The sequence below is a fragment of the Halorubrum sp. FL23 genome, from assembly GCF_052439115.2.
In the GTDB taxonomy this organism is placed as follows: Archaea; Halobacteriota; Halobacteria; order Halobacteriales; family Haloferacaceae; genus Halorubrum; species Halorubrum persicum.
This window is the reverse complement of sequence record NZ_JBQVRO020000010.1, coordinates 33,611-59,666: the sequence shown is the minus strand read 5'-3', so window position 1 is coordinate 59,666 and position 26,056 is coordinate 33,611. Positions and strand designations below refer to the sequence as shown.

Below are 26,056 nucleotides of genomic sequence, written 5' to 3'. Positions count from 1 at the left end.
GACGCTCTACAAGAATGATGATTGGGGCGTACCCACGCCCTATTGCCTATCCTCAACAGAGCGGGACTCCGGCGCACAGGGGAGCCGGTTGTGCTGGCACCACTGACAGTGTTCGTCTGTAGTGTACCGGCTAAACGAGAACTCAGTGATACGGTTCATCGACTCCGTCACGTCGTCTTTGACTGATTCCAGTTCGGCTTCGCCGAACGTCCGCGATTCGACCTGTGGCCCGATCTCACCCACGTACGCGTACCCCGCTTGTGCGATCGGCTCATCATACAGGTCACGACAGGCCAAAAGATAGATCGGGAGTTGCTTGTCTTTCTGCAGGTCACGGTGGCGTTCAGTTGCTTTGTAATCGATGACGACCAATTCTCCGCTAGGTGTCCGGTAGACAGCGTCAATGTATCCGCCGAGCTCGTGCCCATCGACATCGAGCTCGAACTCACGTTCGGCGTCAATAATCTCGTACTCGGAAAGGTCCAGCTCGAAGTACCGGTCGATACACTGTTCTGCTGCCGGGAGCGCGTCCTCGGCGCGGCGCTGACTGGCGAGTCGCTCGCAGATGTCGTACCACCCCTCACGCCGATCAACGTCGTGTTTCGCAGCTTGCTCGGCAGTGTCGTGAAACAGTACCCCGATCTCACGCTGTGACACACTGCTCTCGGATGTGCTTGCGGGTTCTTTGTAATCGGGGAACGCGTTGACGACGTAATCGAGGTAGTGGCTGCGCGGGCATTCTTCGTAGGCCGCTAGCGACGTGTAACTGTGCGAGAGCGCTGGCGCTGGCGGAGTTGGCTCAGTCAGTGACTGCACCTGAATGGTTTCCCGCTCGGCTCTTGGGGAACGCTCTCCGTTGAGAGTGGCTGTTGCGAGGTTTAACACGCGCTCGCGCGCAGCTTGGACCGTGAGTTCTTCACCGTCGTGATTGACGGTCCCACCAACGTGCCCGACAGTCCCGCTCGCCAGCGTGTCAGTCCAATCCGCTGCGTCATCCGGGAGACACTCCTCAACGTCGGTCCACAGGGGGAGTTCCCCGCGCTCTGGCTGCCACGGGACGCTGGGAGGGAGCATCTCGTCAACGACCTCCGAAACAGGGTGTACATCGGCAGCGTCGTCGTCCTCGCTGCCACCCTGAAGAACGAGGACGTCTTCGGCACGCGTAATGCCGACATGGAACACCCGACGTGTTTCACGGGCGTCACGTTCGACGAAGTCCTCGGCGAACGCCGCCTCAGCGCCGTCCGAAAGGTTGGTTTCGAGCGCATCGTAGGTGCGTGAGCTCGGTGCCCACTCGTCGGCTGTGACTTGCGGGATGAGGACGACGGGGAAGTCCAGCCCCTTACTTTTGTGGATGGTCATCACGTTGACCGCGTCGTCGGCGACGTCCGGCTGACTCGTCGGCGAGGAGCCGCTCTCGTCGAACAAGGAGTCGTAATGTTCGAGCGAGTCGATGAACTCCGGCGTGAGCGGAGGTCGAACCGCGCTGTCCCCGTACCGTTCGATGACATCCTCCAGCTGGGCGAGATCACGGCGCTCCTGCTCACTGAGATACCACTCGATGTTCGTACAGTCCGTGAGTTCGCGGTACAGGTGGCTAAGCGACGCCGAGTCCCGGATGTCGAGGAGTTCCGTGGTGTGTTCGCGGGCTTCCGCGACGCGGTCGGGCTCTTCGAACTCATTGAGCGGCGTCTCGCGGAGCGTGTCCACGAGCGGGTCGTCGTCCGCGTTGAGGGTGCGAAGGTCGGCGTCGCAAAGCCGGTACCGCATCAAGAGCACGCGATTCCAACTGACCTCGTCGTCGGGTCGCGCGAGTGCCTTCAGGTACGCAGTCACGGTGCCGACGCCGACGGACTCCGTAGCCAGATCGCCAGCAACCTGGTACGGGATGCCAGCGTCTTCGAACTCCTCGATGACGGGCGTCGCGTGATCGGTCTTCCGGACAAGTAACGCGATGTCGCCCGGGTCGTACGCCTCGTCGAGATTCGCTGCACCACCGCTCAGCAGATTCTGCACGACGGTTCGAAGTTGGGAAGCACCATCCGCATCGTCCTCGTCCGGCAGTTCAACGGTAGCGACAGTGTCCCCGTCGTACGCGGGTTCGTCGACGCGTTTCAGCGTCTTGTGTCGTTCACGGTGATCGAGCTTCTGAATCGCCTCGTTCGCCAGGTCGAGAATCGGCTGTCGGGAGCGGAAATTCTCCTCTAACGGTTCGTCTTCGAGCGCGCTGAATGCGCGGTCGAGTTCATCGGTGATGTTGGCGACGCGTGCGCCACGCCACTCGTAAATCGCCTGATCGTCGTCACCGACGACGAACAGGTTGTCGTCGGTGACGAGCGACGTGACGAGGTCGAACTGGAGGCGGTCCGTGTCCTGGAACTCGTCACAGAACACGTAGTCCCACCGGTCGGCGATTTCCTCGCCAACAGGCGAGTCCAGTAATGCCGCCGTTTCGACGACCAAGCCGTCGAAGTCGATGAGATTCCGCTCGTTGAGCTCACGCTCGTACGCGGCGTACCCCGCCGTCAGGTCACGGGCGGTGAGGCAGTCCGAGAGGAACGAGTCGAGGTGATCTGTGAGTTCGAGGTTGAGATCAGCCGGGATGCCTGTCGGTGCACCGCTGGCGTACCCACCGAGCAGGTATTTCGGGAGCTTGTACGCGTTGTCGGGGAGTTCCCGGTCTCCCGCTTCGTGGGCTTCGAACGCTGTTTCGAGCGCGTCGCAAAGACCCACGAGTCGATCGAGGAAGTCGCGTGCGCTACCCTCCATCCCGGTTGTCTCCAGTGCATCGCGTTCCGCAACGAGATCAGCACGCGCGTCTGGCAGTGCATCCAGTACGCTTGATACCGACCGGCCGCCGAGATGGTCGCCGGCGATGGTTTCGATGCGCTCTGCGAGGTCAGCGAGTTCGTAGACGCGATCAGCAGGCCCGAGGAACGCGTCGATGTCGTCGGGGGTGATGCCGCTGCGTTTCATCGATCCGATGAAGTTGAGCAGCTTCGACGCCGCGCCGGACGCGTACCCGTCGCTACCGTACACGTTGGGTTTCACAGACCGGTACTCGATGTCATCCAAGACATCCAGCACGATAGCGTACTTCTCGGCGTCCGTGGCGACCTCGAAGTCCGGGTCGATCCCCGCCTCGTATGCGTAGTCGGTAAGGATCTCGTTACAAATCGAGTGGTACGTGTACGCGTCAATGTCGTACCCTGCGGTCCCGAGTTTCGCGTTCAGTTTCTCCCGCATCGAATCCGCAGCGTTGTTGGTGAACGTCAACGCGAGGATCCGGTCCGGGGAGACGTCTTCTTCGTCGATGAGGTGCTCGATTTTCCGCACCATCGTGAACGTCTTCCCCGTCCCTGCGCCGGCGAGCACGCGCATCGGGTACGCCTCCGAATCGATGATCGTCTGCTGTTGGGGCTCCGCCGTCACGTCTTCTTCTGTGACTGGATACCACGACGGGTACTCGTCGTTGGTCATCGGCGGACCTCCTCAGAGAGGCGCTCGGGACACATCTCTCGATAGTCACAGTCCGGGCACGCCTCTTCGTTGATGATCTCGAACGGTTCCGGCGCGAACGCCTCGCCCGTGATGCCGTCGTGCGCCGTTCGTATGAGCGCCCAGATCGTGTCGCGGTGGTCCTCGTAAATATCCGTAGTCTCCCGCGGATACCCACGGACAGACACCTCATAACCGTCGGGCGTGCTCTCAAAGGACGTCCTGTTGAGGAGGCCGTAGAAGCTGAACCGGACCGTCGTTCCGTCCTCGTAAAACGGTTCGTTCTTCACACCCTCAACGTACGTCGCCGTCTGGAACGCATTCCGCACGCGCTTGGGCTCGTGGGCCTCACCGTCGAGATGGTCAGCGAGATACTCGGCCGTTCCGCTGGAGATCACGCCGCGCGTATTGCGCTTGTAGTCGAACACGTGGAGGCCATCGTCGGTTCGAATCACGTTGTCCGCCTTTCCGTGAAGGGCTCGCCCGTCGATTTCGCACGTCACCCAGACCTCGGTGGCGACCGACTGGCGCGCGTGCTCGACACCGTCGCCGCCGTCCGGGTCGAAGAACGCGTCAATAGCTGCGCGGTTCTCCACGCGCTGGTACTCTCGGTGCGCATTCGACTCGTAGTCGTCTCGGCTGCTGTGTTCGTTCCACTTCTCGTCGAAGACACGCATCGCTCGCTCGTGAATCGTCGACGCGTCGTCGTCTCGCTCGGTTGCGTCGCACACGTCTTCGATGGTCTCGTGGTAAATCGTTCCCTGATTCAAGTACAGTTCCGTCCGGTCTGGCGTGTTCACGTCCTGAACGTAGCCGTACTCGTACTGCCGCGGGCACGTCGCGTACGTCGCCAGCCGCGACGGCGAGAGCGCACGTTCGCTCATCGCCGCACCTCGCCGTTAGCGAACTCGACACGCGCACGCAACGCTTCTCGGAGTTCGTCGCCACGCGCCCCGCTCTTATCGAGCAGATCCTGAATCTCGCCGAGTTCCGCTTCCACCTCGTCGAGCGACACCGTCACCCCTTGACTGTTCGCGCGGCGCACCGCCGCAAGCGCCTCGTCAACCCGCGACAACAGGAACTCCTCCGCCGCTTGCTCACTCGTGATGTGCGGGTCATCAGACTCGGTGACCCACGGAAGGCGGTCGTACGCGTCCGTGAGGAACCGCGACGCCTGCGCACGCTCCTCCAACGCGGTGTCCTCGTACTCGTAGAGACAACAGTACAAGTGCTCGTCCGCAGCGCCAGCCCCAACCGCTAGGCGTCGCCGCGCGTGTTCCGTGTGATACCGCGCGAACGGCCGACTCGACGCCGTTGACGTCGTCGGGAACGTCGCATCTACGTCCAACTCGTCGAGGTCCGTGGCACCCGGGTAATCCGGCATCGATGCGACGCGCTCAGTCGGGAACAGCCGCGTCATGAACGGATCGCCCGGGTACTCACTGTCCACGAGATTCACGAGAAACACCGCGCGGAAGGACTCGTTCTTGATCGCTTGCAAGTGATCGACGCGGACCCCGCCGTCGAGATCCGTGGCACTCGTCTGGTTTTGCTGCGGCGCGTACTCGTGTGCGCGTTCAAGCATCTCCTCGAAAGATTCCCACGTCGCATCTAGGAACTGGGTGTCTTCGAGGAACCCGGCCATCCGGAACGCTCGCCGGACGTTCCCGAATTGCGCCCGTGCGTCGAGCGGCGACGCGCGCTCTGCGATTCGTTCTTTCAATCCCGCGTCTGTCGCCCACCAGCGAATCCCCTCTTCGAGGTTGTCCATCTCCCGGACGCAGGCTAATCGCTCCGCATCGAGATCAGGGCCGTGGTCGGCTACCTCATCTTCGTCGTCGGCCGCGAGATACCGAACAGCAGCGAGGAGCTCTCGAATCGCAGGGTCGTCACCGAACCCCGTGACAGTCGTCGAGTCTGTTGGAATACCGGTGCGTTCGAGCGCTTCGATGGTGTCCGTAACGGTACCCCCACTTTGTTTGGTGGCGACAGCGATGTCGCCGTACCTCCAGTCCTGCTGCGCCACGAGGGCTTCGATCTCGTTGGCAATTTCGGCGAGTTGTTCGTCACTGGAGTCTGTAGCGAGGACGGACACCGACCCGGTCTCCGGATCTGTCGGGACCGTCCCTTCGGCGAAGTAGGCTGCTGTGGCGGCCGGTCGTGACGACGGCGGTTTTGATTCCTCACGTCGTGACTCGGTGAACGCGACGTATTCCGTGATTGGCCCTGGTTCGACCCACGTGCGGCGCACACTCGCGTTCTCTTCGCCGATACAGACGAGCTCACAGTCCCCTACGAGCGCGTCGAGATACGCGCGATCGAGGGGCATGAACTCTTCAAACTCGACTACGAGCACCGCATCAAAATCGACGACCTCGTCACGGGCATCTCCGGTGAGGACGCCGAGCGCATCAGAGATGAGTTGGCCGCGTTCCATATGATCATGCTCGGCCAGCCACTCTTGGAAGGCATCGAGGGCACCCGTGATGTCTCGGAGTTCCGGCGTTGCCTCTGGCGTAACTGTCTGCCAAGAGATCGTGCTCATCACGGCGTCTACATCCTCGATAAAAGACGGTTGTTCAGATGCGTGTTGGAGGTACGCTGTGTCCCACTCGTAGTCTGCGAGGAATCGGTGAAGGAGTTCTCGTCGTAGCGCGTCGGAGAGAATGACGCGGTCATCGGTCTGATTGAGAACATCGGTCGCGTGTACAACGAGCGACGTCACGTACGGCGTCGCCGCACCCGGCAACTCCTCACCCAAGGTCTCCCGGAACGTGTCCGTGCTCGTCGGTGCACCAGTAATGACGAGTACATCCTCAGAATCGTGCTTCTCAAGATAGTCTGCGTAAGTAGCGCGTGCTGCTGCTTTGACGTTCCGTGTTCCGAACGGAGCCGTCACCAGTTCGCCATTAATGCTGTGATGGCCCGCTTTACTCATTGACAACCCTCAAACGGAGAAGACATACTGTTCGTGTACCGCATACTACATGAGTCTAAGACCTATCTGATAGGTGTTCTCCTCTTCAGTAGTCTAATCTGCTCTGTTGAATCCGATAACGGCGTGGGGGTCACTGTTTGAGACCCTGTTCGAAGTTGCTGACTGCGGTGGTCACCACGAGTTCGCGGAACTCGCGGTGCCAAGCGAGAGGATGGACAGCGGGGCCGGACCGACGCTTGATGGCCGAGACCGCCTTCTCGTCCATCCAGCGCTGACCGTATAACTCGCTGCCCAACCGTGCGTTGTGGGCGTGATCGTACGCAGCGAACAGCCGATGGCGCAGCAAGGGTCGGACGCCCTCTGACCGGAGGGCGTCCCGGAGAGATTGGTCGTCATAGCCTTCGTCGCCGGCGATACTTTCTATTTTCCGGTGTTACGAAGGGCGACTCGACGGCCAGTTTGCGTGTCGTGAGGCCAGTGTGCCGAGCAGTGAACATCGAGGATGGCACACGAGTCTGTATCGACGAGTGCCGTCGTTTTCAGCGTGCGTATGTGACGATCCGAGCGGTGTTGGTATGTCTCGATGCCGTTTCCCGATCGAAGAACGTGGCATCGATGGCACCGTGCGAGCCCGGATCGCAGATGGTCGCGGACTCCCGAAGGAAGCCGAGCTACACCGACAGAGGCGACAGAGGCACCCTCTCGAACGACCGGTACAGCGTTGAGGGTGCGGGAAATGCCGTTCGAGCGAGCTGTAACAGACCACGAACGCGATCCATCTCGCTCGCCCAATCGACGATTTCGAGCTGCGTCGCGTCCATATGAACCCGCAAAAAGTGAAGCGTAACGTGCTTCCATCCGGGAAACCCGTGGCCAGTCGGGTCACTCACCGCCGTTGGACTGGCGGCACAGCGCTTTTGAGCCAGCGACACGGCCTGCTTAACACTTCCACCGAATCAGCGGACGATAGTGTGGCTCACCAAGTATCTTATATCCCACCATCAATTGAGAAACCGCACGAGGAACTGAGTGTGGCAGGAGATTTATTGATTCCGCTTGTTGCAGGTATCATCGGGCTTGGAGTCCTTGCCCAGGTTCTCGCGGCCCGGCTCCGGGTCCCGAGTATCATTTTCTTCCTGCTTGTCGGGTTGATTATCGGCCGGCCGGGCCTCGGGATCGTGACGAACGCGAGTTTCGGTGACTCCCTCCCAGCAATCGTCGGCCTCGCCGTCGCGATCATCGTGTTCGAGGGAGCCTTCCACCTCGAGTTTGAGCGTATTCAGAAAGCCCCACGTGCGGCCGTCCGCCTCGTCACTATTGGTGCCGCCATCGCATTAGTCGGAACTGCGGTAGCTGTTCGCCTCTTGGAAGGACTCCCGTGGGGGCTCTCATTCGTGATCGGCGCGCTGCTGGTCGCCACGGGCCCAACGGTCATCACCCCAATCCTGGATGTCGTCCCCGTCAGAGATCGGGTCTCGGCTGTCCTCGAGACTGAGGGGATCGTCAACGACGTGACCGCAGCGATCACGGCGGTCGTACTCTTTGAAACGGTGAATCCGACGGTGTCCTCTGAGGGGCTGATTCAGGGGTTTGCCCTCCGTCTCGGTGAGGGACTGCTTGTCGGTCTCCTCGTCGCGGCACTCCTCTACTACCTGCTTCGGTACGTCGACCTCTCGCCCGAAGCCGCGCCGCGGAATGCGCGCTTACTCGTACTCGCTGGAGCGTTGGCTGCGTATGCGGGCGCGAACCAGCTGGCAAGCGAGGCCGGGGTCGCGGCGGCCGCTACTGCTGGGTTAGCTCTCGGGAATTTGGACATCCCTTACAAAGAGGAAATCACCGATTTCAAAGGCGACATCACGCTCCTCGTGTTGGCGTTTGTGTTTATCGCACTCGCCGCCCAACTGCCGCCAGAGGCGATATTTGACGTCGGAGTCGCTGGACTCGGTGTGGTCGTCGTGGTCGCGGTGGTGATCCGACCACTCCTTGTCTTCATCTCGACCGTCGGCGACCGGTTCACCATCCCAGAGCGATTATTTATTAGCGCGATCGGCCCGCGGGGGATCATTCCAGCGTCAGTCGCAACGCTCTTTGCCACCGAACTCAGAACCGCTGCTACGGAACTCAATAACCCCACACTAGCGCAGCAAGCGGACTTGTTGATCGGGACGGTGTTTCTGGTTATCTTCGTTACAGCCCTCGTTCAGGGCGGGCTGGCACGCTACATCGCACAATACCTCAACGTGATACCCATGAGAGTCATCATAGTCGGAGGCGGACAGGTGGGTCGCGCACTCGCCGAACGTCTCGAAGATCGCGGCGAAAACGTCGTCATCATCGAACAAGATGAGGCGACTGTTGAATCGTTACGAAATGCCGGTTTTGGTACCGTTATCGGCGACGGCACGAAAACTGAGGTGTTGCAGAAGGCCGGCGCAGCGAACGCCAAGACCGTCGTTGCAGCTACTGGTGACGACGACGCGAACCTGCTTGTCGCACAGCTCTCGAAGACAAAATTCGATGTCGAGACAGTCCTCGCAAAGGCGAACAACTCTGATAATGTCGAGGCGTTCGAAGACCTCGGCGTGAGCACGATCTCCGCGGCAATGTCGGTCGCGTGGGCCCTCGATAATCAGATTGAACGGCCAGATATCGCTCACTGGATGACCGATATCGGGAAAAACGGTGATGTCCAACAAGTCACAGTCACCAACGAGAAGTACGTTGGAAAGAGTATCCAAGAGGTGGGTCCAATGCTCCCCGATTCCTGCCTCATCGCCGTCCTTAGTGATAGTGAGCACGAATCGGTTAGGGTTCCAGACGCAAACACGGTCGTCAATCGTGGCGATCACGTTACGCTCCTTGGTCAGCGGAAAGCCGTCCGAGAGGGAATGTCGATGCTAACCGACTCTCACGACTGATTTAGTTGCTCAGTCGAGCCGGCGATTTGTGCTTGACCTTCTTCAGGCTGTGTGCGGCTTTACCCGTCGCCATGAGGTATGTGAAGGTGAGAACAACAACCCATTGATATTCTCTTCCGACTAAAGGCGGAGAAGTCCCGAGCGTTGGGATGTTACGATTTGCAGTCTCTCTGCTCTCTCGTGGTGAACGCTCCGCTCACCTGGTCGAACAGGAAGACTCCGGGCTGTGCCACCCAGCCGTTACTCATATCCCCAGTTAGGGGAGTCTGAGTCATCTTTCGTCGGATGTTCACCGCACCGTTCACGTCTGCGTTCATCCAAGTAAGCTACCACGCCCGGTAGTGTTCAGATAAGCTGATTCCATGCGAAAGCGAACGATCTCAGCCACTCATGAGCAGTTTCTGCGTTGGCGTTGCTGAAATAGTTTGAAAAACAGATAGTGTGTTTTATCTCACGAAATAGACGTTTGGGAGTCAGTGCTATTGAACATAGTTTGCGGAATGGGTTGTCGGCTTCCTCCCGCGCCTACAGACGCGGGTTTCCGCCTTTCCGTCATTATCTGCCGATATCGCTGGTTTAGAAGGGTGAAGCCGAGGAAATCGAGCTTGGTATGGAGATCGTCTTGGATGGGCAGGAACTGGATCTATCGAACGTGCTCGTGCCGACTGGCGGTGGCCCCTCCTCGGATCTCTCTGCGGAGGTCGCTCGCGCGCTCCGAGACACGATCGGCGTCGACGTCTCCCTGATGTACGTCGTCGACTCGGGTGAAGAGGCGTCCGGCCGCGAGTTCCTCGCCGGTTGGGCCGACGGGCACGGTCTCGGCGATGCGGAACTCCGCGTTGAGGCGGGCGACGTCGAGGAGACGATCGGCCAGGTCGTGCGAGAGTCCGACTTCGTAATAATCGGGCGATCGAACGCGGGCTGCTCTCGCGGATCGTCCGCGGCTCCTTGGCGTTCGAAACGATAGAAAACCTCGAGACGCCAGTGTTACTCGCAGAACGTCCCTCTGTGCGGTCCCTGTGGGAGCGGCTGGTCGGCGGGCGATAAGACATCCGTAGTCCGTCTAGGCTGGAACGGTAGCCTTTCAATGCTCCCGTTTGCATCTTAGTAGCATGTATCTGATCATCGTTGGTGCGGGCGATATTGGAACACCACTTATCAAGCTCGCGACCGAAAGCGGGAACCAAGTTGTCGTCATCGAGCGAGATGAGGAACGGGCAGAACGGGCCTCAAGCCAGTATGATTGTCTGGTGCTCAACGACGATGCGACGACCAAAGAGACGCTTCAGGATGCTGGAGCTGACCGAGCGGACGCACTCATTTCGACGACTGATCAGGACGCGACGAACATTATGGTCTGTTTGCTTGCCCAAGAGCTGTCGATTCCGAACATCGTCTCGGTCGTTCACAACCCCGAGCACATGAGCGTGTTCGAACAGATCGGCGTCAACACAATGCAGAACCCACAGAGCCTCATCGCAGAATACCTCTACAGAGCTGTGAGTCGGCCGTCGATCATTGACTTCATGCACATCGGTGAGAATGCGGAGGTGTTCGAGATCACCGTTGGGGCCGACGCGGCGATCGCCGGCAAGACGCTCCGTGAGGCGGACGGGGAAGACCTCTTAGGGGATCAGATCCTGATCGTTGCGATTGAGCGTAGTGGCACGGAGACCCCGATAACACCTCGCGGGACTACCCGTATCGAGGCCGGGGACCTGCTCACCGTCTATTCGGGGATCGGTGTGACGCCGGAGGTAACAGACGTGTTCGGACACGCGGAAGACCATGACTGAGAAGACGATCGGTCCGATGGCAGTTGAATTCCGTCTGATCTGACTCACAATCTCAGTGGTCTTACGGGAAAATACGAGGCGAAAGCCTCGCGCTTCAGGGCGGGGATGAAGCCGACCAATAGTATTCAACCGCTGTCGGTGGCATAGACGGGGTTCCAATGCAGTGCTTAAGCTATCCGACCATGATAGTATACTCAGATGGTGAAGAGTACCCGTCACGCGAAATACGAACTCTACTACCACATTGTGTTCGTGCCGAAGTATCGGCGTTCGCACCTGACGGGGAAGACGAAGGAACGTCTCGAAACCATCTTCGCGGAAATCTGTGAGGGCAAGGGCCTCGAACTGGCCGAGTCCGAGGTCATGCCCGACCACGTACACCTGTCCATCGGGAGTCCACCGAAGAACGCCCCGTCGCTCATCGTCAACTGGGTCAAGGGCATCTCGGCGCGGAAATACAATCAGCGGTACGACGACCGCGTGAAGTGGACTCGTTCGTACTACGTCGGTACGGCGGGGAGTGCCTCGAAGGGCGCTGTCGAACAGTACATCGCTGATCAGGAGGGTGGCGACGAATGAAGCGCGACAACACCTTCGAGGTGGTTCCACAAACCGAGAACGACAAAGAGTGTCTTCGACGGCTACTCGACGCCTCCGCCTCTCTGTGGAACGAACTGACCTACGAACGTCGTCAGAACTACTTCGGTGACGGCGACGTGTGGGACACTTCCGAGTACCGAGGACGCTACAACGGCGTCGTCGGAAGCGCGACCGTTCAACAGGTCACGCGCAAGAACAGCGAAGCGTGGCGGTCGTTCTTCGCCCTCAAAGAGAAAGGCGAGAACGCCAATCCACCGTCGTACTGGGGCAACGAAGAGGATGGACGCGAACTCCGAACCTACATCCGCAACGACCAGTACACGATTGAGTGGGGCACGCGTAGCCGTCTCGAAATCCCTGTCGGGCAAGAACTGAAAGACGAATACGGACTCGGCTACCACGAACGACTCCGCCTCGAAGTCCGAGGCAACCCGAAGTGGGACGGCAAACAGGGTCGTCTGGAACTTGAGTACGACGAGGTTAGCGACACGTTCAGGGCTTTCCAACCAGTCACCGTACCTGACTCTCGACTGGATTCACCACTGGCTTCGGAAGAAGCCGCCCTCGACGTTGGCGCGAACAATCTCGTCGCCTGTTCCACGACCGCTGGGAACCAGTACCTCTACGATGGGCGGAAATTGTTCGGACGGTTCCGCGAGACAACAGACGTGATCGCCCGCCTACAGTCGAAACTCCGAGACGGACGCTACACTTCCAAGCGGATTCGACGGCTGTACCGACAGCGGACGAAGCGCCGTGACCACGCACAGAACGCGCTGGTGCGCGACCTCGTTGAACGGCTGTACGACGAGGGCGTGGCGACGGTGTACGTAGGCGACTTGACCGACGTGCTGAGAACGCACTGGTCGGCCAGGGTGAACGAGAAGACGCACAACTTCTGGGCGTTCAAGACGTTCATCCACCGTCTCGCGTGTGTCTGTGAGGAGTACGGCATCAGCCTCGAAGCCGAATCGGAAGCGTGGACTAGTCAGACGTGTCCTGAGTGTGGCGACCACGAGGAGACGGTTCGCCACGAAGATACGCTGACGTGTCCATGCGGATTCGAGGGACATGCCGACCTCACGGCGTCAGAGACGTTCCTTCGAGAAAACAGCGATACGGAAGTCAGGCCGATGGCACGGCCCGTGCGATTCGAGTGGGACGACCACGAGTGGTCGGGGAAACCACACCCTCATGAAAGTCCCAAAGAAGTGCGCACAAACCCGCAAGTTGCCTCCGTGGGTCGGTAGCCGAACCCCTAACGGAGGAATCCTCGCGCTTTAGCGCGGGGAGGATGTCAAGTTCCAAAGGCATCTAAAGAGCTCTTGTCCAGTGGTCTCTTTGAGAACAGCGAAAGAATATCTCCTGGTTGTATCTGTGTTCTCCCTTTCGGGGTGAGAACCTCTCCATCTCGTTCGATACCAACGACGAGCATTTCATCGGCTATCAGGTTTTCCTCTACAGCCTGCTCAATAGTTTTATTTGCAATCTGCGCACCCTCAGATACGGTAAACTCAACTACTTCTGCACCTCCAGCGAGACTCATGAAATCCGTTAGTGACGGCCCTTTCGTGATATTCTCTGGACCAAACGGGTTATATGGGGTATGATACTCGCCTTCAATAACACTCTCGTCTTCTATTTTTAGTCCCAAGTCAGAAAGCTCGCCTGCGATCTTATTGATTTCGTCAGTACCGTCTCCGACAACTGTAATAATGAGATTTGTAGAACCAGACATCAGTTCCCGTACCGATACAACTCCAGATACTTCTCGAGCAGACTGACCAAGCTGGAACCGATCTGGAATTGGTGCTGTACATATGAACTGGTACGTCACATACCCTTCAATTGATTTATAATCGACATCGGCCAAATAGCCCCGCAAAATGTCTTGTTCCTCAAGCCGGTTGATTCGATTTCGGATTGTCGCTGGGGTCACGTCCATCTCTTCAGCGATATCCGTTGTTGCGGTATTTCGCGCATCTAATGCTAAATAATAGATGATGCGCTTATCGATTTCATCGATTCGCTGGGACATATTGGCTCTAGTATCAGTATACATAAGAAGTATTCTGTATGGATTGTGTTTTGAAAGAGCTATTCTGTTGTGTTTTTGATTCGTACTATGACAGGAATAGTGAGATAATTTATCATTTAACTAAATAAATATGTCTTGGAGTACACTAAATCTCCTATTTTTTCTCTGTGGTGAATCCCTCCGGCCACAGTTACAAGGACAAAAATATAGGCGCGATCTTTCGCTGTGCGAGAAAATTTCATGCCAATACTTATGTTCTAGGGTGAATTGAGGGAGACACGGACAGCCTAGCAACAGATCAGTTGCCGCTAGCAGGGCCGGTTAGCAGCCACGCCGTAAACTGCTATACCGCACCGAAAACGGTAACACCCGATTCACCATGACCCACTCAGATATTGACTCCCCTGAGGACCTTCCCGAGGGACTATCGGCTGTGCTTGAGGAATATGATGACAGTCAGCTCAGAGATATCATCAACCACGCACAACGGCTTCTCAGGGATCATCCTCCCCTGACGGAGGCTATTGAAGCGCGCCACGGGGAGGAGATCGTTCGGACTGAGGAGTATGACGCATACACGATTGTCGTTGTAGAACGTCCGGCCGAAGTAGGTGAAGCGCGTGGACCGTTTGCCTATAGGGTACAGTGGGAGCCTAAAATCGATGACGGGGAGGGTCGATACAAGTGGCATTACCTTGGAAGAGTAACCGAGACTCCGAGCACTGATCGCGATGACTAAACCGATTTCCCAACGAGTCGTTGTCCCGTCGTACACCGTGACGATGCGGTATCGACCGCGACGGCACTCGGGCCATATCTCGAGGTTACCAATAGTGACCTGCCATTCCTGGTCATTCCCGACCGAGACCAGCAGCAAGCCGATACAGCAGCATCCCAGCCGAACAAGCAAACCGCAGATCGTTAACCCATACCACACATGTACATAATCATCGTCGGTGCCGGTGACATCGGAACACCACTGATCGACATCGCAACACGAGCCGGAAACGAAATTGTGGTCATCGAAAAGGACGCCCAGAAAGCCGACGCAGTCGCGGGTGAGTACGACTGTATGGTACTGAACGCAGATGCGACAACGAAGGAAACTCTGGCGGATGCCGGCGCTGAACGGGCTGATGCGATCATTTCGACGACCGATCAGGACGCGACGAACGTCATGATCTGTCTGCTCGCAAAAGAGCTGGAAATCCCGGGGATCACTTCTGTCGTCCACAATCCAGAGCATATGACTCTGTTCAGACAGATTGGTGTGAATACAATCGAAAATCCTCAACAGCTCATCGCTGGCTACCTCTATCGGGCGGTCGCCAGACCAGCGATTGTCGACTATATGCGTATCGGAGAGGATGCGGAAGTCTTCGAAATTACGGTCACTGAAGAGGCGCCGATAGCTGGAAAGAATCTCACAGAAGCCGGTGAAGAGGGGATACTTCCTGATGACGCTTTGATCGTGGCCATTGAACGTGAGGGTGAAGACAGACCACAGACGCCGCGCGGAAACACCCGAATTGAGATCGGTGACCTGTTGACGGTATATTCGGCGACGGGCGCTGACCCAGAACTCACAGACATTTTCGGTCACTACGAAGACCGAGCAGTATAATTAAATACGTACCGTTAGTGATATGGTAACATGTCCCCTTCTCAGAGCGGCCGGCTCGATTTTCTGACCGCCTCAAAGACGGTTGTCAGAGATATCGGTGCCCTCCAGGTTCTCATCGGCAGTCTGATGTTGATTCCGCTGCTTGTGTCGTTAGTTTACCAGGAATGGTATAGTGGGCTGGCGTTTCTCATCAGCAGTGGCGTTACCGCACTCGCAGGCGGAATCGCGTACAAGACATGTGTGGATGCCCCGGAACCCAAACGCTACCACGCAATGATTGTCGCCGCGCTCGGGTGGCTCATTACGGCAGCATTCGGCGCACTCCCGTTCATCATTGCTGCGTACATCACGCCGCCGGCAGTTCTTGAGTCGTTCGTGCCAGCGGGAGCTAGCTACCAATCAAGTCTGCTCAACTTCCAAAATCCGATCCACGCGCTCTTCGAGAGTATGAGCGGCTATACGACGACTGGCCTGACGATGAGCGTCCGTGAGCCCTCGATCGGTCACGGTTTCCTCTGGTATCGGTCCCAGATACAGTGGATCGGTGGTGCCGGGATGATTGTCCTCTCGTTAGCGATACTGCGACAGCCGCTCGGGGCTGCTGGTGTCTCACTCTATCAATCAGAGGGCCGCAGCGAGAAGCTACGGCCGAGCATTGCCGGCACCGCGCGTGCGATCTGGAAGATTTACCTCGGGGTTACTGCTCTCGTAGCAGCCTACCTCGCAGTAGCAACCTTTCTGGTTCTCCCCGGATACGGAATCGAACAGACGATCTTCGACGCGATCAACCACGCAATGACTGGCCAGTCGACCGGTGGATTCAGCACGCTAGACAACTCTATCGCGGGGTACAACTCCTACGCGATGGACCTCGTCCACATCCCCGCGATGATCACAGGCGCGATTTCGATCCCGGTGTACTACGCGGCGGTCTCCGAACGTGACCTCCGAGAGTTTGCGCGCGATCCGCAGGTCAGGGTCATGTTCGCGCTGTTCCTCGTTGGCGTGATCGGTTTAACGGCGTTTCTCGCCCGGTGGGTCGGGGTCCCGTATAACGGCGATCCTGTGGGGTACGTCGGGCGAGTGGCGACGAGCCAGGCGTTCCGCGAGGGGCTCTTCCAGTTCATCAGTGCACAGACGACCACCGGATGGCAGACGTCTGCTATCGGCGACTGGAACAACGGCGCAGTGATGTTCATCGTCTTCGGAGCGATGTTGATCGGGGGATCTGCCGGCGCGACAGTCGGAGGGATCAAAATTCTCCGCGCGTATATCATCCTCCGCGGTATCATCTGGGAGATCTCTCGTGTGTTCCTCTCCGAACACGCCGTTGATGATCTCCGAATTGGGCGGCAACGGTTCAAAACCGATGAGGCCAACGATGAAATCCGCGCCGCGGGTACGATGGCGGCAACGTACCTCATCGTGCTGATCATATCTCTGTTTGTGCTATTGGCGGTCCTCCCGTCTGATTTCACGTTGGCCGACGCGATCTTCGAGGTCGCAACCGCACAGGGAACCGTAGGCCTGTCTTCGGGGATTACTGGCCCGGGTATGCCAGTCATCGCTGAGATCTTATTTATCATCCAGATGTGGATGGGGCGACTTGAGATCATTCCCGTGCTCGTCCTGATTAGCAGTCTCTTCCGGAGGTAACTCGCATGCTTTTCCAAGTACATTTCAGGAACAGCATTATTGATGTTCCCGGTCCACCTTCGGGTGTAACTCTCTCTAACCGTATCGCTTAGAAACTATCAGCAAACCACCACAAATGTACATAATCGTCGTCGGCGCAGGCCGCACCGGACGTATCGTCATCGACCTTGCGACTCAGGACGACCACGACGTGGTCGTTATCGAACGCGACGCAGAGCTGGCGGAGGAGGTGAGCGCATCCTATGACTGTCTGGTCATCAACGCTGATGCCGCATCGAAAGATATCCTGCTTGAAGCTGGGGTCGAAGAGGCAGATGCGCTTATTTCAACGACTCCAATCGATTCTGTGAATCTCATGGTCACCATGTTCGGCAAACAGTACGGGGTCGAGACGCTGGTGAGCTCAATCAACGACCCCGAACACAAGGATCTCTTCGAAGATCTTGGCGTAAATATTGTTGAAAGCCCCCACCAGCTGAACGGCGAATATCTCTACCGTGCTGTCCAACACCCTGCAATAGAGGAGTTTATGCCGATCGCTGGCGACGCGGAAATCTTCGAGGCAACCGTCGATATGGGTGCCCCGATCGATGGGCTCAGTCTGATCGATGCAGACAAGAACGATCTACTCCCCGAAGAAACAATCATCGTAGCTATCGTTCGTGATAGCGAACTGATAATTCCACAGGGGGAAACTGAAATCCAGGCAGGTGACGAGGTAACAATCTTCTGTGGCAATGGAGCAACAAGCCGTGTCACCGAGATATTCACAGCTTCATAACGATGTCAAACGACCCTGAGGGCTCGTCGGTTCGCGTTTCTGTTCAACCTGAACCATCCGAGTCGGCTGAAGATTCGAATTTACGGAGCGGTCCAGTCATACGGACTCCAGATTATCTCGTTGTTGTCCCGATTACCGAGACGCTTCTCGACTCGTATACGGGAGTCAATATCCGACGATTTTTACAGACGGCCGTTGCGATGGCAGCAGATAACGATGGCCGAGTGCTTCTCCTCGGTTTCGAGTCGGTGTCAAGTGACACGACACTCGAAACCGTTCGCGAGCACATACAGACCGGGCAATCGGACGACACTGACCGTCCGGACACGATCGATGCCGTTGAAAAACGGCGCACCCAGCTAGCGGAAATGATCGATGTAGCGCAAGAACTTGCTCCGGCTCCGCCAATCACAGCCTCTCTCCAGGTTGTGAGAGATGTCACCAGCGGTATTCTGGCAGTCGCGGACCGAGACGGTGAGACCACAGTCCTACTTTTGCGCGGTGTTGGTCTGGGGGGAGACCAGCTGCTTAATAGATCCACCGTCGATGCGGTACTCGCCAACGCCCAGTGTGACGTCTTCGTTGAAAACACGAGCACGGAGGGTGGCGAATTCCCACTGTATGTTCTAAACACCGAGGACCATGCGGTCACTCCGTTGGTTGACTCCGAAGCGAGACCCGTCGACTCGATACTGCTTCCTGTCAGTGCGGGCCCACACGCTGCTCTTGCCGCGGAAGCAGCACGGGCGGTGGCACGTGCCGACGATGCGCCGGTCACCATACTCCACGTCATCTCGTCCGATGAAGCAAGAGCTGATGGAGAAGATATCCTGAAATTCGCAGACTACGTCCTCGGCCCTAATGTCGAAACAACGACAAAGATCCAAACGGCCGACACGGCAGTCGAAGCGATTGCGAACGAAGCAACGGAACACGACTTCGTATCGATCGGAGCACCGGACCAGAAATCGCAAGTAGAGCAATTCGTCTTTGGGTCTCTAGAAGAGACGCTCTCGGAACAGATTGAGGCGACGATCTTGATGGCACGCGATGCTGACGCGACGATGCGATCGCTTTATTACCGATGGAAGCAGGGTATTGAATCGACAGACGATAATGAGACGTCTGAATAAAACGTGGGCAGGCGAGCCGCTGACTGAAGAGTCATGTTGACAGTAAACAGACGCGCCGTCGGACACGACGTTGGTCGGATCGTACAGGCGATATCGCTGATGTCTGCGGGTTCCATCCTCGTGGCAGCCGTCAACGCCGAATTCTTCGCGGTACCCGCTTTCGCCGTCACGGCGGTGATTATGGGCGCTATCGGAACTGGACTGGTCCGAAGATACCAAGGCGCTGATCCGCCGGAGAAACGTGACGCGATGGTTACTGCGGCCACCGCGTGGGCTCTCATCGGTATCCTCGGTGGACTCCCGTTTCTACTCATTGCGTGGACCATCCAGATCGACCCGTTCCCGGTCTGGATGAATACTCCACCGATGGATGATACGACTGTCATCTTTCTCAACCCGTTAGACGGAATCTTCGAGAGTATGAGCGGCTTCACCGGAACCGGACTGACCATGGCCGCCGTTGAAGACAAACTCCCGCGGTCGATCCACTGGTGGCGGTCGTTCATCGAGTGGGTCGGTGGCGTCGGTGTGATCGTGTTGACCGTTGCGATCCTCAGCCGGGGCGGCGGAAGCAGCGGCTCGTATACGCTCTACGAGAGTGAAGCTCGGTCGGAGAAGATTCACCCGAGCATCGTAACGACGGTTCGAGAAATTTGGAAGATCTTTGTGGGACTCACGGTCGGATCTATCGTGCTGTTTCTCATCGTCGGAATGCCCCCATGGGACGCGATCAACCATGCCATGACTGGCATTGCTACCGGGGGATTCTCTGTCCATGGCTCGTCGATCGGCCATTACGGTAGCCCGCTCATTGAGTATGCGGTTGTGCCGGTGATGGTCGCGGGGAGTATTGCATTCCCGATCCATTATCTAATCTACAAAGGCGAAATTCGGAATCTCTATGCTGACTTACAGACACGGTGGGTGTTCATCTGGTTCACGGCAGGGTCGCTCGTGTTAACAGCGATTCTGTGGGCGAACGGACAGTACGACACGCTTGAGCATACGTTCCGTGCGAGTCTGTTCCAGTTCGTCTCCGCGGTCTCGAACACTGGCTTCGGAACCGAGTCGATCGGTAGCGGGACGGAACAAGTCTGGAGTCCCGGTGCGACGCTGGTCACGTGTCTCGGAATGCTCACCGGCGGTGCGGCTGGGTCGACGACCAGTGGGCTCAAAATCATCCGAATGGTCACGCTAGTCAGAGGGACAGCGTGGCAGATCCGCAACGTTTTCCAGCCGTCGAGCGCGATTCGATACCTCAGGATTGGGGACCGCAAACTCGACGAACAGCAGGCGGAACGCGAGTACACGGAAGCGACGGTGGTGTTTATGCTCTGGATTGTGTTCCTGATGATCGGCGTTGCTGTACTACTCCGCGTGCTCCCATCGGGGTATCCGCTTGAGTACGTGATATTCGACGTGATGAGCGCTCAGAGTAACGTCGGGCTGGATTCGGGTATTACTGGCCCGACGATGCCTGACAGCGCGAAAGCGATGTTGATAATCAATATGTGGGTCGGCCGGCTTGAGATCATCCCAGTAGCAGTGCTACTCGGAGCGATACTACAGCGGCTGAACCTCTACCGCTAACGACCGACAGCGGATTTCCTTTCAACAGTTTTCCGAACCGATACACTCCTATTGGTGGGGACGCTACTGTGTGACAATGGGGACGCAGAGTTCCGAACCGTGTTGTAAGGTCACCAGGGTGGCTGCCGAGTACCATATTCCAGACATCGACGAGCGGCTGCTTAGGCGACGCGACCGTGGGGAAAGCCTTCGCGAGATCGCGGCGTACTTCAACAAGCAGGTGCTCTCTCAGGCCCTCGATTCTGCCACACAGGAGATTGTCGGCGATGCAGACCAAATATACAACGCGTTGACGGGGGAATCATCGACTCGCAGTAAGAAAGTAGAACTTCGTTCGAAGCTCGATCGTAATGGTGTGGATATTCAGGCTGTTGAGTCTCACTTCATCTCGCATCAAACCGTTCGAAATCATCTACACGACTGCTTAGAAATAGACACTGGGAGGCAGTCTCACGTAGATATAGACGGGGGACGGAAGACGATTGAGTGGGCACAAGCGCGCTCGGAAGGAGTTATCGAACAAACACTTGAACGACTCCGCTCTGCTGAGGAAATTACTGATGTGCCGACGGAAGTAACCCAATCAGTACGAGTGGGATGCCGTGCCTGCGGTCAGACGTATCCCATAGAGGAGTTCTTAGAAAACCGTGGCTGTGACTGCCAACAATAACATATACAACGATCCCTAATACACGGTACATTAACCGATCTCAGTTACACTAAATCTATGAGCCAATCCAACACAGCCGACGAAATTACGATTCGGGCGGAGAACATCGGCGGCATAGACAGCTGCGATATTACGTTTACCCCAGGTGTGACCGTTCTTGAAGGGCGAAACGCCACCGGACGGACATCACTGTTAAACGCCTTAGCTGGGGCACTCGGTGGCTCTCCTCCATCACTCCGGAGTGATGCAGAACACGGCCGTATTGAATTGTCCGTTGACGGGCAGAGTTTCAATCAGGATTATACGCGGACACAGAATGGAATCGAAACGTCCGGTGAGTCGTTTTCAACACGGGACGATCTCATCGATTTGTTCGTTCGATTAACCGAAGACAACCCTGCCCGGCGCGCGATCATCCAAGACGGCGATCTCCGGGATATAATCATGCGCCCGGTCGATACGGACGCAATCCAGCGACGAATCGAAGAGCTCGAGTCTGAACGAAATCAGCTCGGTCAGCGCATCAGAGAGATCGAACGGCAGCTAGAAAAACAGCCGGCACTCGAATCACGTCGGGTTGAGCTACAGGGTGATCTCGAGGATCTCGATCAAGAGATAACGGAGCTACGAGAGCAGCTTGAGGAGTTCGATACGAATCCCGAGGAAGCCGAGGCTGTGGAAGAGGCGTTGGAGTCTCTTGAGGAACGAAAACAAGAGATCACGTCGGTTCAAAATCGAATCCAGACTCAACAGGAGACCATAGAATCACTGCGAGATGAAAGAAAGGACCTCCAAAAAGAGGCTGACGCTCTCGAAACATCTGAAAACGAACTTACACAGATAGACACTGAACTGTCAGAACTTACGACGCGGGAACGTTCACTTGCGACGACGATCAATGACCTCTCCGCAATTGTTGATTTTAATGACGATCTGATTTCCGGGGGCGACCTCGATGCGGTTACAGCTGAGAAAGAATCTCAGTCGCCTCTCTCCCAATTGGATCCGATGTCTCAATCAGTGCGGTGCTGGACCTGTGGGAGCGAAGTTCAACGAAACGACATCTCTGAACGGTTGGACGAACTTCGCGACGTCGTCGATGAAAAACGACAGGAGCGTGCTGATGTCCAGTCTCGAATCAAGGAACTCCGGTCACGACAACAGAATCTTCAACAAGAGATTGATCGTCAAGAGGAGGTCAATCGTCGTTTAGAAGAAGTTTCTGCGGAAATACAGCGCAGAAAGGGGACTCTCGAGTCATTGAAAGAGCAACGGGACGGCCTTCGTGAGCAGCTTTCTGAGCTCGAATCGTATATCGAGGAGAATGACAGTTTCAAGGAAAGCGAACTGGTTAGCCAGTATCAGCAACTGAGTGAACTCGAATACGATCGGGGACAGCTCGAAGAGGAGCTCTCATCGGTTCGGTCAGAAATCGCTGAACTGGACCGCCTTGAGGAAGAACGTGATCAGATCGAATCACAACAACAGGAAATCCGAGAGGAACTTAAGAGCCAGCGGACACAAATCCGCGAGCTCGAAGAATCCGCTATTGAGGCGTTCAACGAGCACATGACGGAAATTCTCGACATCCTCGAATACAAGAATATTGCTCGTGTGTGGATACAGCGGAAGGAAGGGACAAAATTCGAATCGAGTCACGGTGGGTACCGCGGCGGTTCAGCGACGCGCTTTGATTTACATATCGTGCGTGAAACCGACGACGGGAGTGGATACGAAGATACGGTGGCTAATCTGAGCGAAAGCGAGAGAGAGGTGATCGGACTGATTGTCGGCTTAGCTGGGTATCTCGTTCACGACGTCTATGAAGTCGTTCCGCTGATGCTACTGGACTCGCTCGAGGCCATCGATTCCCAACGGATCGCTGCGCTCGTGGACTACTTTTCAGATTTCGTTCCGTACCTCCTCATCGCATTATTGCCGGAGGACGCGGCCACAATAGACGATGCGTACTCGTACGTGACCGCCGACGCGCTCACTTCGTGACAGAGTGCGTTCTCTCCCCTGATTTACAGTAGATCTATTGTAAACAAATCTTAGTCTAGGATGTCTGTCAGGCCGTCCGTTCCTGAGTCGAACGGTTCTGTTACCTCGTCGGTTACTCCCTCTTTCGAAAACACAGTCACAAGGTCTCCTGCTTCGACAGTCGTGTGGCCGCGGGGGATGATGATCTCCCCGTCCCGTTCCACGGCCACGACAATCATGCTCGAGGGAAGCAGCCCCTCGACATCAGCCTGCTCTAGTGTCTTGGCGACAATTGGTGCCGACTCGTTAACTGCCAGCTCGAATACTTCGGCCTCACTTTTTGGGTCTCCGACGTGCATGAAATCCTGAATCGTCGGATTCCAAACGCCCCGAAAGAGGTACTCCGCGATCAGTCGCTGCGGGTTCTCGATGACGGTCGCACCGAACTGACTGAACAGTGGTAGATTCGCTTCCTGATGAACCACACTAACCAGCGTATCACAGCCCATCTCACGGGCGACCATCAACACCATCAGATTCGTTGCGTCCTCTTCAGTAGTCGTTATCACGGCATCAGCATCGTTGACCCGAGCGCGAAGGAGGGTCTCTCTGTCGGTCGCGTCACCGCTTATAACCTCACAGTTTTCAGCCGATTCGAGCTCATCGACCCGACTGGGATCCTGCTCGACAACTCTGATCTCGATGTCCACATCAGTAGCCATCTCGAGCACACTTGACCCGATCCGACCTGCTCCGACGATAACGATAGACATTACCAGCTCTTATACTACCCATGATAATAACCTCTCGGGTCGGTGGCGCGCGCACGAAAAATATCGGGCTGCAGATGTGGACTCTCCGTACTCCATTTATATGGTGAACTTCGCCTTATCGAATCTCGCTCGAATCGATTTACAAACAATTGGTTGTAAAATTTTCCGATCAAAGCGCAACCGATATATATGGGTCATGCCTCGAAGGCGACTGCACATGCTAATCGGCGAAGCGGTACTGGCAGTTACGACAGTAGCGGTCATGGCGTACCTAGCGTACGTCATGATAGATCCAACGAGGTTCTAACAATGACGAGTCCACCACCGGTCGTCGAGTACACGGTGTTCTTCGTCCTCGCGGCGATACTGATATTCGCCCTCGGTGAGTACCTCGCGTGGGTCTACCGCGACCAAGCGAACAGCGACCACAGACCACCCAGTTTCTTGAGCTGGTTTAACCGGCTTGACAGGGTTTTCACACCCGTTGAAAACGGGTTCTATCGACTTGCCGGGATCAATCCCAGACGGGAGATGACCTGGAAGGGATACCTCAAAGCCGTACTCGTGTTCAACGCGTTCATCTGGGTGCTGTTGTTCGGCGTCCTGGTGTTCCAGAACGTTCTCCCGATGAACTACGTCGGGGTCGGCGGTGAAAGCCTTGACCTCGCGTTCCACACCGCGAGCTCGTTCACCTCGAACACGAACCAGCAACACTACAGCGGTGAGAACCTCTCCGTGTTCGCTCACACGTTCGGGATCGGGATCGCGATGTTCCTGACGCCCGCGACCGGGCTGGGGCTCATGCCCGCGTTCGCACGTGCGTTCACCAACTCGGAGGACCCGCGTCTCGGGAACTTCTACGAGAACGTGGTACGGGGGCTCGTTCGCTTCCTACTCCCGATCTCGTTCATTATCGCGGTCATCCTGATGGCTGAGGGGTCGGTCCAGACGATCCTCAGTGGGAAACTCACCGCCGAGACGTTCACGATGGGCGTCCAGAACATCCGGATCGGCCCCCATGCGGGGATCGAGGCGATCAAGATGTTCGGGACCAACGGTGGGGGGATCAACGCGGCGAACGCGGCGACGGCGTTCGAGAACCCCACTCCCCTGAGTAACCTCGTCCTGACGCTGGCGATGCCGATCGGCACGTTCAGCGCGATCTACGCGTGGGGCGCGTGGGTCGGCAATCGGAGCCACGGGGTCGCAATCGTGGTCGCGTTCTTCGTCATCTACATGGCTCTCACTGGTGTCGCGGTCGTCGGTGAGACCGGCGCGAACGCCGGGATGCAGGTCACCGAGAGCGGCCTGACCGTCGATCAGTCGGTCGGGAACATGGAGAGTAAGGAGACGCGCTTCGGGCCGACCGCCAGCGCCATCTGGGGGCTGACGACCACCTCGACAACGAATGGGGGTGTCAACAGCATGCACAACAGCTGGACTGCTCTCGGGGCGTTCTCCTTGCTGTTCGCGTTCGCCACCAATAACGTCAGTAACGGGGTCGGAACCGGGCTGTTGAACATCCTGATGTTCGTCATCCTCACCGCCTTCATCGGCGCGCTGATGATCGGCCGTCGCCCGCAGTACCTCGGGAAGAAATTGGAATGGCAGGAGATGCGGTACGTCTTCGTCGTCATTCTCGTTCTCCCGCTACTGGTCCTGATACCGCAGGCACACGCGGTCGTGTATCAGGGGGCGATCGACTCGATGAACAACCCCGGATTCCGCGGGTTCTCCGAGATACTCTACGAGTTCTTCTCGGCGTCCGCGAACAACGGGAGTGGATTCGAGGGGCTCGGCGACGGCACGATGTACTTCAACATCGTCGACGGGTTCCAGGTGCTCCTGGCCCGGTACGTCCCGATCACGGCACAGCTCGCGATCGCGGGGTACCTCGCGAACAAGAAACTGAGCCCCGAATCTAAGGGCTCGCTCGACACGGATACGCCGGCGTTCGTCGGCCTCCTGATCGGTGTCATCATCATCGTCAGCGCGCTGGTGTTCCTGCCGGCGCTGGTGTTCGGCCCGATCGGTGAACTGCTGAGCGGAGGTATCTGA

Annotated in this window: 19 protein-coding genes and 4 pseudogenes; 15 read left to right on the top strand and 8 right to left on the bottom strand. The window is 57.1% G+C overall.

Going from position 1 to position 26,056, the window contains the following annotated elements:
- Nucleotides 1-39: 39 nt before the first annotated feature.
- The 4 genes and pseudogenes from ACT4MF_RS12910 to ACT4MF_RS12895 form a co-directional block, all read right to left on the bottom strand.
- On the bottom strand, nt 40-3,480 hold the full coding sequence (locus ACT4MF_RS12910; protein ID WP_444682910.1) for an ATP-dependent helicase: 3,441 nt from the start codon (nt 3,478-3,480) through the stop codon (nt 40-42).
- Nucleotides 3,477-4,382: a RecB family exonuclease gene (locus ACT4MF_RS12905; RefSeq protein WP_444682909.1), complete on the bottom strand. Its 906-nt coding sequence runs from the start codon at nt 4,380-4,382 to the stop codon at nt 3,477-3,479. Before ACT4MF_RS12905 ends, ACT4MF_RS12910 begins: the two co-directional genes overlap by 4 nt.
- Entirely contained in the window at nt 4,379-6,436 is a 2,058-nt protein-coding gene (locus ACT4MF_RS12900) for a PD-(D/E)XK nuclease family protein (RefSeq protein WP_444682908.1), read from the bottom strand. Before ACT4MF_RS12900 ends, ACT4MF_RS12905 begins: the two co-directional genes overlap by 4 nt.
- Nucleotides 6,437-6,566: 130 nt before the next feature.
- Nucleotides 6,567-7,368 (bottom strand): annotated as a pseudogene (locus tag ACT4MF_RS12895) (transposase).
- A gap of 93 nt (nt 7,369-7,461) precedes the next feature.
- Between ACT4MF_RS12895 and ACT4MF_RS12890 the strand changes: the two are divergent.
- Nucleotides 7,462-9,354, top strand: coding sequence for a cation:proton antiporter domain-containing protein (locus ACT4MF_RS12890; RefSeq protein ID WP_099255321.1), 1,893 nt, complete (start codon nt 7,462-7,464; stop codon nt 9,352-9,354).
- Nucleotides 9,355-9,506: 152 nt separating this feature from the next.
- Here ACT4MF_RS12890 and ACT4MF_RS12885 read toward each other — a convergent pair.
- A pseudogene (locus ACT4MF_RS12885) lies at nt 9,507-9,677 on the bottom strand (RNA-guided endonuclease TnpB family protein); the annotation flags it as partial.
- Between the two features lie 22 nt (nt 9,678-9,699).
- Nucleotides 9,700-9,822: pseudogene (locus ACT4MF_RS12880) on the bottom strand (IS6 family transposase); the annotation flags it as partial.
- 148 nt (nt 9,823-9,970) lie between these two features.
- On the opposite strand from ACT4MF_RS12880, the pseudogene ACT4MF_RS12875 reads away from it, so the two are divergent.
- The 4 genes and pseudogenes from ACT4MF_RS12875 to ACT4MF_RS12860 form a co-directional block, all read left to right on the top strand.
- Nucleotides 9,971-10,401, top strand: a pseudogene (locus ACT4MF_RS12875) (universal stress protein); the annotation flags it as partial.
- Nucleotides 10,402-10,466: 65 nt separating this feature from the next.
- Entirely contained in the window at nt 10,467-11,150 is a 684-nt protein-coding gene (locus ACT4MF_RS12870; protein ID WP_444682907.1) for a potassium channel family protein, read from the top strand.
- Between the two features lie 198 nt (nt 11,151-11,348).
- Nucleotides 11,349-11,729: an IS200/IS605 family transposase gene (gene tnpA / locus ACT4MF_RS12865; RefSeq protein WP_444682906.1), complete on the top strand. Its 381-nt coding sequence runs from the start codon at nt 11,349-11,351 to the stop codon at nt 11,727-11,729.
- A complete protein-coding gene (locus tag ACT4MF_RS12860) occupies nt 11,726-13,000 on the top strand; it encodes an RNA-guided endonuclease InsQ/TnpB family protein (protein WP_444682905.1) in 1,275 nt (424 codons plus the stop codon). Before tnpA ends, ACT4MF_RS12860 begins: the two co-directional genes overlap by 4 nt.
- Nucleotides 13,001-13,047: 47 nt before the next feature.
- On the opposite strand, the gene ACT4MF_RS12855 is transcribed toward ACT4MF_RS12860, so the two are convergent.
- A complete protein-coding gene (locus tag ACT4MF_RS12855; protein ID WP_444682904.1) occupies nt 13,048-13,788 on the bottom strand; it encodes an Lrp/AsnC family transcriptional regulator in 741 nt (246 codons plus the stop codon).
- A gap of 379 nt (nt 13,789-14,167) precedes the next feature.
- Between ACT4MF_RS12855 and ACT4MF_RS12850 the strand changes: the two genes are divergently transcribed.
- The 8 genes from ACT4MF_RS12850 (at nt 14,168) to ACT4MF_RS12815 (ending at nt 23,246) form a co-directional block, all read left to right on the top strand.
- Entirely contained in the window at nt 14,168-14,527 is a 360-nt protein-coding gene (locus ACT4MF_RS12850) for a hypothetical protein (RefSeq protein ID WP_444682903.1), read from the top strand.
- A 198-nt stretch (nt 14,528-14,725) separates the two neighbouring features.
- Entirely contained in the window at nt 14,726-15,412 is a 687-nt protein-coding gene (locus ACT4MF_RS12845; RefSeq protein WP_444682902.1) for a potassium channel family protein, read from the top strand.
- Between the two features lie 126 nt (nt 15,413-15,538).
- Nucleotides 15,539-17,068 (top strand): TrkH family potassium uptake protein, encoded by a 1,530-nt coding sequence (locus ACT4MF_RS12840; RefSeq protein ID WP_444682977.1) that lies wholly within the window; start codon nt 15,539-15,541, stop codon nt 17,066-17,068.
- 115 nt (nt 17,069-17,183) lie between these two features.
- Nucleotides 17,184-17,849, top strand: coding sequence for a potassium channel family protein (locus ACT4MF_RS12835; protein WP_444682901.1), 666 nt, complete (start codon nt 17,184-17,186; stop codon nt 17,847-17,849).
- A 200-nt stretch (nt 17,850-18,049) separates the two neighbouring features.
- Nucleotides 18,050-18,982, top strand: a complete 933-nt coding sequence (locus ACT4MF_RS12830; protein ID WP_444682900.1) for a universal stress protein — start codon at nt 18,050-18,052, stop codon at nt 18,980-18,982.
- 33 nt (nt 18,983-19,015) lie between these two features.
- Nucleotides 19,016-20,572 (top strand): TrkH family potassium uptake protein, encoded by a 1,557-nt coding sequence (locus ACT4MF_RS12825; protein ID WP_444682899.1) that lies wholly within the window; start codon nt 19,016-19,018, stop codon nt 20,570-20,572.
- Nucleotides 20,573-20,648: 76 nt separating this feature from the next.
- Complete coding sequence (gene rdfA, locus ACT4MF_RS12820) at nt 20,649-21,242, top strand: rod-determining factor RdfA (protein ID WP_444682898.1); 594 nt, start codon at nt 20,649-20,651, stop codon at nt 21,240-21,242.
- A gap of 57 nt (nt 21,243-21,299) precedes the next feature.
- Nucleotides 21,300-23,246: an archaea-specific SMC-related protein gene (locus tag ACT4MF_RS12815; RefSeq protein ID WP_444682897.1), complete on the top strand. Its 1,947-nt coding sequence runs from the start codon at nt 21,300-21,302 to the stop codon at nt 23,244-23,246.
- A 50-nt stretch (nt 23,247-23,296) separates the two neighbouring features.
- Here ACT4MF_RS12815 and ACT4MF_RS12810 read toward each other — a convergent pair whose 3' ends face one another.
- Nucleotides 23,297-23,998, bottom strand: a complete 702-nt coding sequence (locus ACT4MF_RS12810; protein ID WP_444682896.1) for a potassium channel family protein — start codon at nt 23,996-23,998, stop codon at nt 23,297-23,299.
- Nucleotides 23,999-24,215: 217 nt separating this feature from the next.
- On the opposite strand from ACT4MF_RS12810, the gene kdpF reads away from it, so the two are divergent.
- Both kdpF and kdpA read left to right on the top strand, forming a co-directional pair.
- Nucleotides 24,216-24,305, top strand: a complete 90-nt coding sequence (gene kdpF, locus ACT4MF_RS12805; RefSeq protein WP_444682895.1) for a potassium-transporting ATPase subunit KdpF — start codon at nt 24,216-24,218, stop codon at nt 24,303-24,305.
- A gap of 2 nt (nt 24,306-24,307) precedes the next feature.
- Nucleotides 24,308-26,056, top strand: coding sequence for a potassium-transporting ATPase subunit KdpA (kdpA, locus tag ACT4MF_RS12800; protein ID WP_444682894.1), 1,749 nt, complete (start codon nt 24,308-24,310; stop codon nt 26,054-26,056).

What these genes read in the sequence shown, in the direction of transcription:
- ACT4MF_RS12910 (WP_444682910.1), bottom strand. Translation starts at nt 3,480, where the DNA reads ATGACCAACGACGAGTACCCGTCGTGGTATCCAGTCACAGAAGAAGAC.
- ACT4MF_RS12905 (WP_444682909.1), bottom strand. Translation starts at nt 4,382, where the DNA reads ATGAGCGAACGTGCGCTCTCGCCGTCGCGGCTGGCGACGTACGCGACG.
- ACT4MF_RS12900 (WP_444682908.1), bottom strand. Translation starts at nt 6,436, where the DNA reads ATGAGTAAAGCGGGCCATCACAGCATTAATGGCGAACTGGTGACGGCT.
- ACT4MF_RS12870 (WP_444682907.1), top strand. Translation starts at nt 10,467, where the DNA reads ATGTATCTGATCATCGTTGGTGCGGGCGATATTGGAACACCACTTATC.
- tnpA (WP_444682906.1), top strand. Translation starts at nt 11,349, where the DNA reads ATGGTGAAGAGTACCCGTCACGCGAAATACGAACTCTACTACCACATT.
- ACT4MF_RS12860 (WP_444682905.1), top strand. Translation starts at nt 11,726, where the DNA reads ATGAAGCGCGACAACACCTTCGAGGTGGTTCCACAAACCGAGAACGAC.
- ACT4MF_RS12855 (WP_444682904.1), bottom strand. Translation starts at nt 13,788, where the DNA reads ATGTCCCAGCGAATCGATGAAATCGATAAGCGCATCATCTATTATTTA.
- ACT4MF_RS12850 (WP_444682903.1), top strand. Translation starts at nt 14,168, where the DNA reads ATGACCCACTCAGATATTGACTCCCCTGAGGACCTTCCCGAGGGACTA.
- ACT4MF_RS12845 (WP_444682902.1), top strand. Translation starts at nt 14,726, where the DNA reads ATGTACATAATCATCGTCGGTGCCGGTGACATCGGAACACCACTGATC.
- ACT4MF_RS12840 (WP_444682977.1), top strand. Translation starts at nt 15,539, where the DNA reads ATGTTGATTCCGCTGCTTGTGTCGTTAGTTTACCAGGAATGGTATAGT.
- ACT4MF_RS12835 (WP_444682901.1), top strand. Translation starts at nt 17,184, where the DNA reads ATGTACATAATCGTCGTCGGCGCAGGCCGCACCGGACGTATCGTCATC.
- ACT4MF_RS12830 (WP_444682900.1), top strand. Translation starts at nt 18,050, where the DNA reads ATGGCAGCAGATAACGATGGCCGAGTGCTTCTCCTCGGTTTCGAGTCG.
- ACT4MF_RS12825 (WP_444682899.1), top strand. Translation starts at nt 19,016, where the DNA reads ATGTTGACAGTAAACAGACGCGCCGTCGGACACGACGTTGGTCGGATC.
- rdfA (WP_444682898.1), top strand. Translation starts at nt 20,649, where the DNA reads ATGGGGACGCAGAGTTCCGAACCGTGTTGTAAGGTCACCAGGGTGGCT.
- ACT4MF_RS12815 (WP_444682897.1), top strand. Translation starts at nt 21,300, where the DNA reads ATGAGCCAATCCAACACAGCCGACGAAATTACGATTCGGGCGGAGAAC.
- ACT4MF_RS12810 (WP_444682896.1), bottom strand. Translation starts at nt 23,998, where the DNA reads ATGTCTATCGTTATCGTCGGAGCAGGTCGGATCGGGTCAAGTGTGCTC.
- kdpF (WP_444682895.1), top strand. Translation starts at nt 24,216, where the DNA reads ATGCTAATCGGCGAAGCGGTACTGGCAGTTACGACAGTAGCGGTCATG.
- kdpA (WP_444682894.1), top strand. Translation starts at nt 24,308, where the DNA reads ATGACGAGTCCACCACCGGTCGTCGAGTACACGGTGTTCTTCGTCCTC.